The following is a 5,286-nucleotide window of genomic DNA, read 5'->3' as shown; positions in this document are numbered from 1 at the left end:
CAATGTTCGTATGGGACATGGCTCGTGCTCCTTCTCTTGCCGGGGCTTAACGTTGCCGCTGAGAGCGGGCGTGGTCCATGCCATTAACTCGTAAGGCGCGGCTGCCTTGCCCTTGCCGATGCACTCCACCTCGGGCGCGTGCAGCAAATAGACCTTGGGTCCACGCCGGTGCTGCTTCTGCTCCAGCACGCGTCGCGCCCGCGCCAGCATGCGCTCCAGCACGATCCCGGCAAGCAAGTCGGCGTTGCCACCGAGTTTGCGGCCGATGTCGCGGATAATGCGGCCGAGATAGGTCTTGAGCTTCTTCAAGGCCCTGTTGGCACGCTTGAACTGCTTGGCGTGGGCATAGCGCTGATGCTTGATCAGCGCGAACTTGCCCACCCTGGCATAGGACTGGCGCAGCTTGACGCCGTACCTCTTGGCCAGCCGCACCAGGATCTCGCGGGCGCGGTTCAGCAGCCGCGCATCGGTGGGGAACATCACGTTCTTGGGCTGCACCGTCGTGTCGACGATGACGCGATTGAGATCGGACGGCTTGAGCGCCTCGGACTTGGTGGCAACCGAAAGGCTCTCCTGCAGCAAAGCCTGCAGCTTCTCCTCGCCCATCCGCTGGCGCCAGCGCGTCAGCGAAGAGCGATCGAACACCAATCGGTGCTGGAAGAACTCCTCGCCGCAGAAGAACTGGTAATAGGGGTTCTCCACCCAGCGCTCGCACAGGACCTCGTCGGAGAGGTCGTAGGTGTGCTTGAGGATCGCCAGCCCCGCCATCAGCCGCGTCGGCAATGGCGGCCGACCCCGGCTTGTCCTCGTAGACCGCCACAAACCGCTGCTCCAGGAACGACCAGTCGATCGTCCCCGCCAGCTTCACCAGCGGGTGCCCCATATCGATGATCGCGTCCAGCCGCGAGCGCAGAAGATCGGTTTGTCCCGTCCGCGTCGTTCCTTTGGTCGCATCGCTCCCTCCGATGCGACGACGGAATCACGACTCGTGATTCGACGGAATCCTCAAAAAATGAAACTGCAAGCTTTTGGGCCGTCAAAGCCCGAAAGTTTGCAATCCCAAAGACCTTCTCGCCCCGAAGACTGATTCTTGATCAACCGCTTGGAGGTTCTTCACGGACGACGAGGTGAGCGATGCCAGCATGGTCGTTGGTCTGCTGGGCGCGAGGCTGGCAAGTTCGCCACGGTTCGCCAGCAACGCTGCGTGCAGCGCCTCGAGATCTTACGGCAGCTTTTTCCTCACCCTCACGCATGCATGACAAAACGGGACGGGCCTCGGGTTGCGAGCGGCCGCTAATCCGGCTACGCAGCTTCTCGGTCTCGAACTTTAGGTAACTTGTGAGTGCCTCGGCCGCCCTCGCGTCGACAGCTTCCGCTGAGGCGCTCGCTGCGACTGCTTCCGTGGCCCAGCGGGTCGCGATGTAAGATCAGCCTGCAGGGCCAGTGCCGGAAAGCCGTTCCGCATGTCAGTATACCCGGTCGCGAGCCATGCCCGCGCCGGAAGGCAATGGGACCATTGGGGTTGTCCAGCGGTCAGCGCCGCCATGATTGCGTGCAGCGTCGCCGCGTCAACCGTGCCCGTGATCCGCGCCCGAGCCCCGGACGCGAACTGAATCTCGCATCGCGCCGGTCCTAACTTGAGGCTTCAGTTGACGCATTTTCGAACCGATCTCTTAGACCATATCGCGGCTACACGAAACCATGGCGGCGGCCACTCGTCCGTGAACGAGTGCCGACATATCAAGTAAGCTCCTATCTGCTTGATGAACATTCTCGCAGCCGCTCAGTTTCATCGCAATATCAAGTTCGCGTCGCAAAATTTGTATCGTTTGACTAGCACCTGACATTCCGCCGACGGCGGTACCATAGAGCGGCATACGGCCAACCATTACCGCTTTAGCCCCAACTGCCAGAAGTTTCAGCACGTCGCTGCCTCTCCTGAGCCCACTGTCCGCAAGCACCGTTATTTGTGCGCCGACGGCGTCCACGATATCCGCCAGTACCTCAATGGGTGCGACCGCGCTGTCCAAATTGCGCCCACCATGGTTCGAAACCACAATACCGTCGACGCCTATCTTCACCGTTAGCCGCGCGTCCTCCACACGCAAAATGCCCTTTAGCACCAGATTGCCCTTCCAGATTTCGCGCAGGCGACGGATATGCTCCCAACTAAGTTCTCGGTCATAAGGTAGCGCTTTTCCGGCGGCAAAGATGTTTCTATAGAACTCAGCCGGATAGTTCGCAAACCCTGGAGCGTGGCCAGTTGCCATATATCTAGCCAACACCCCAAGCACCCAGCGAGGATGCAGAGCAGCATCGCACACGTTCCTGGCCGAAAATCTGAACGGCATATCGAAACCATTGCGAACGTTGAATTCACGGTTGGGGCCAATGGCCGTGTCGCATGTCACAACCAGAGTTCGAATACCACTTTCCCATGCGCGCTGGAGCAGTCTCTCGGTCAGTTCCTCATTTTTCCAAAGGTAAAGCTGAAACCAAACCGGCCCCCTACTTGCTGCAGCAACATCTTCCACAGAAGAGATCGCGTCGGTTGCGGCGCAGAAAGGTATCCCCTGGCTTGCGGCTGCTTTGGCCAGCTCAATTTCTCCCCGATACCACACGAGGCCGGCAAAGGCGGTCGGCGCGACAATCATCGGGGCAGCGCAGGTTTCGCCGAAAAGCGAAACGGCCTGGGAGTTTGGGCGTTCGCCGGTCAACACCCGCGGTCTAATTCGCACAGCGTCCAAGGCAAACCGGTTGTGTCGAAGGCCAATCTCATCCTCGGTACCTCTGTCGATGTACTCGAAAATACCGCGTGGCAGCCGACGCCGGGCTAAGCTTCGAACTTCCGAATAGTTGAGAAACTCCTTCATGCGCTTAGTCTGCATCTTGCGCAGTCCCTGGATTGGCAATGCATCGATATCGCCTCTTACCTTAACTGGCCGCCGTGCACCGGAGGCGTCGCCTGCGTATCCACGTTGACGCCGAGGGGACGCCAACGGCTGTGTGGAGGCCAATTCTTTACCTTAAACGGCTTGGATTCGCCTCTCGCGTCTGCCATTCCGTGTTGGGAAGGTCAGGCTCGCAATAGAGCGCATGCCGCAGTTCGAGCAATGCAGTATGCTCCGCATCCGACGCTACGCTGTCATTCGGTTGATCCATTCGACCTGCCCCACCATCTCGCGAGCAGCACTTACGCTGTTCTTGAGGAGGAGAATTGCCAATTTTTTTCTTGAATCTGATGTAAATCCCTATGACTGGGCCGCTTTTCGCAGAAATTCGGCGTAGGGTCGAGCAGAGGAAACCTGCGGCTGGGGTCATCAACTAGTCTCACTCACTCAGGTCATCCTGTTGAGCGTCAAGACGAACAAGCAGCTGGCAATGGACAGCTCGCCTGGGTCAAAAGAACTCGTCGATATCAAAAAGCGCTGACGCAAGAGGTGCCCCGGCTGACGGTCGGTCTCGATGCAAAGCCGTCATGTCACCGACGAGCGCAATGAATAGTTTGACTGTTGACTTTCGGGCTTTTTCGCCAACGTTCAACCGTGCACGGTCTGGTCCGTGGCGGATTCTTGCTGACCATTTTGCCAAGATGATTGTGCCGGTGCACGGGCGAGTGCGACCTATGTCGCACGACGTTCATCGAAGCCTTTGATAGCTGCGGAAACCATCAGTGCGCGTATCAATCATGCCGGTCACGTGCTTGGCGGCCAGGAGAGGCAATGAAGGGATTGCGGACGGGCGAGCGTTCCGCGAGCCGAGCCCGGGCAATTGCCATGTCGCGGTGAAAATTCCCAGGCCGGGATCTCGCCGTGCTTTTCCTCGATGCGAACAAGGCAGGAGCGAATTAGCGCTGCGCCTGTCAATTTATCCTCATACTATCCGACGAGCAGCAACATACTGGTGCAGCAATCGGTCGCCGCGCCAGCCGTGAAGGAAGTGCGCATCGCAGTGCGAGCTGCATCGCCCGTGTCATGCTCGCTAAGTGATCGCCGTTGGATCGCGCTTTAGCCCCTCGCGCGCCATATCTGATCTTGCCACGCTGCATTTCACTGTCTCTGCTGACATTTGCAGTCTCCCTCAGACCGCACCCTTTATGTGCGTCCGCACTACGGAGGAGGATAATCTTGGGGACTCTTGGGGCTGGATGGCGTGCAGTGGGTCTCGCCGCACGGACTTGGGCACAATGCCGTAATGGAGTTCCTGCAAGCGTGCGTCGATTACTCCGTCACTGCGCTTGGCTCGGTTATGAATCGATTGAAACGACGCAGAACTACCTGCAGGCCATCTCGTACTCAAGAAGCAGTAGCTGCAAAGCTCAAGCCGCAGCGGCACCCAGGTCGAGCCTGCTACTTTCCTCCGGCCGTGCGCCCCGCGCGACGTCGGTCAGGCTGACAGGCCGCGCCACATGACGTTCACGGGCGGCGGGATCGCCGGCGGGCGAGGTAATCGCCGAGCCGATCGAGCATGATAGGACAGACTTACCTTCGTACGCCTACCCCAACAAGAGAGCGGCAACTGCTTGACCAACGCAACCCGTACCGCTCGAGGCACCGAGATGAGCACGCGGGGGCGCCTTAGCTGATATCTCCTCTCGACAATGGTTGGCGGAGGGACTTAAGATCGAGCTCGTTCATCATCGTCAATACCGTCCAGAGCGTCTGGCAGACAGGCGGCTTGGCGCACGCAGTCGCCACCGAACGGCCTCTTCCTTCGCACTGAAGTTGTTCTAGCGCGACGGGATACGGCCCCTCAGTCCAAGCATGTGCTTCGAAGCGGCTTTTGATCCGACAGAGGGTCGAACCTCTCAAGAGCAATCTCTCGACGCCACTTCCGAAGTCAGTTCGAGCCGGCTCCGGAAATCTGCATAGGACGTTAAGTGGAGTTTCTGCCTGACGACGGGCACGATAGGCCCGCGAATCAGGAGAGACGATGAGCAGACGAGCACGCCGGAATCACTCACCGGCCTTCAAGGCGAAGGTGGCTCTGGCCGCCGTCAAAGGCGATCGGACGATAGCCCAACTGGCCGAGCATTTTGACGTTCACCCCAATCAGATTACGGCGTGGAAATCGCAGCTTGAGGGCAATGCTTCCGGGATTTTCGGACCAGGGGGCGGGCCGCCGGCCGCGCCCGCAGTCGATGTGAAGTCGCTGCATGCCAAGATCGGAGAGCTGACGCTGGAGAATGATTCCTAAGAAACGGCAGCAACTACTTTCGGCTCCAAGGGCTGGAGAACAAAGCCGAATGCCTTGGCACGCCGATGCAAATTGTTGACCACTCGCGTC

General features: G+C 59.0%; 1 protein-coding gene and 2 pseudogenes. 1 reads left to right on the top strand and 2 read right to left on the bottom strand.

Annotated features, from left to right (window positions below):
- Positions 1-87: 87 nt before the first annotated feature.
- Positions 88-954: pseudogene (locus IVA82_RS44150) on the bottom strand (IS5 family transposase); the annotation flags it as partial.
- Between the two features lie 719 nt (positions 955-1,673).
- Entirely contained in the window at positions 1,674-2,873 is a 1,200-nt protein-coding gene (locus IVA82_RS44145) for an alpha-hydroxy acid oxidase (RefSeq protein WP_247493925.1), read from the bottom strand.
- 2,059 nt (positions 2,874-4,932) lie between these two features.
- Here IVA82_RS44145 and IVA82_RS44140 point away from each other — a divergent pair.
- A pseudogene (locus IVA82_RS44140) lies at positions 4,933-5,190 on the top strand (transposase); the annotation flags it as partial.
- Between the last annotated feature and the right edge of the window lie 96 nt (positions 5,191-5,286).

It is taken from the genome of Bradyrhizobium sp. 142 (genome assembly GCF_023074015.1).
Taxonomy (GTDB): domain Bacteria; phylum Pseudomonadota; class Alphaproteobacteria; order Rhizobiales; family Xanthobacteraceae; genus Bradyrhizobium.
This window is presented reverse-complemented; position numbering and strand designations above follow the sequence as displayed.

What these genes read in the sequence shown, in the direction of transcription:
- IVA82_RS44145 (WP_247493925.1), bottom strand. Translation starts at nt 2,873, where the DNA reads ATGAAGGAGTTTCTCAACTATTCGGAAGTTCGAAGCTTAGCCCGGCGT.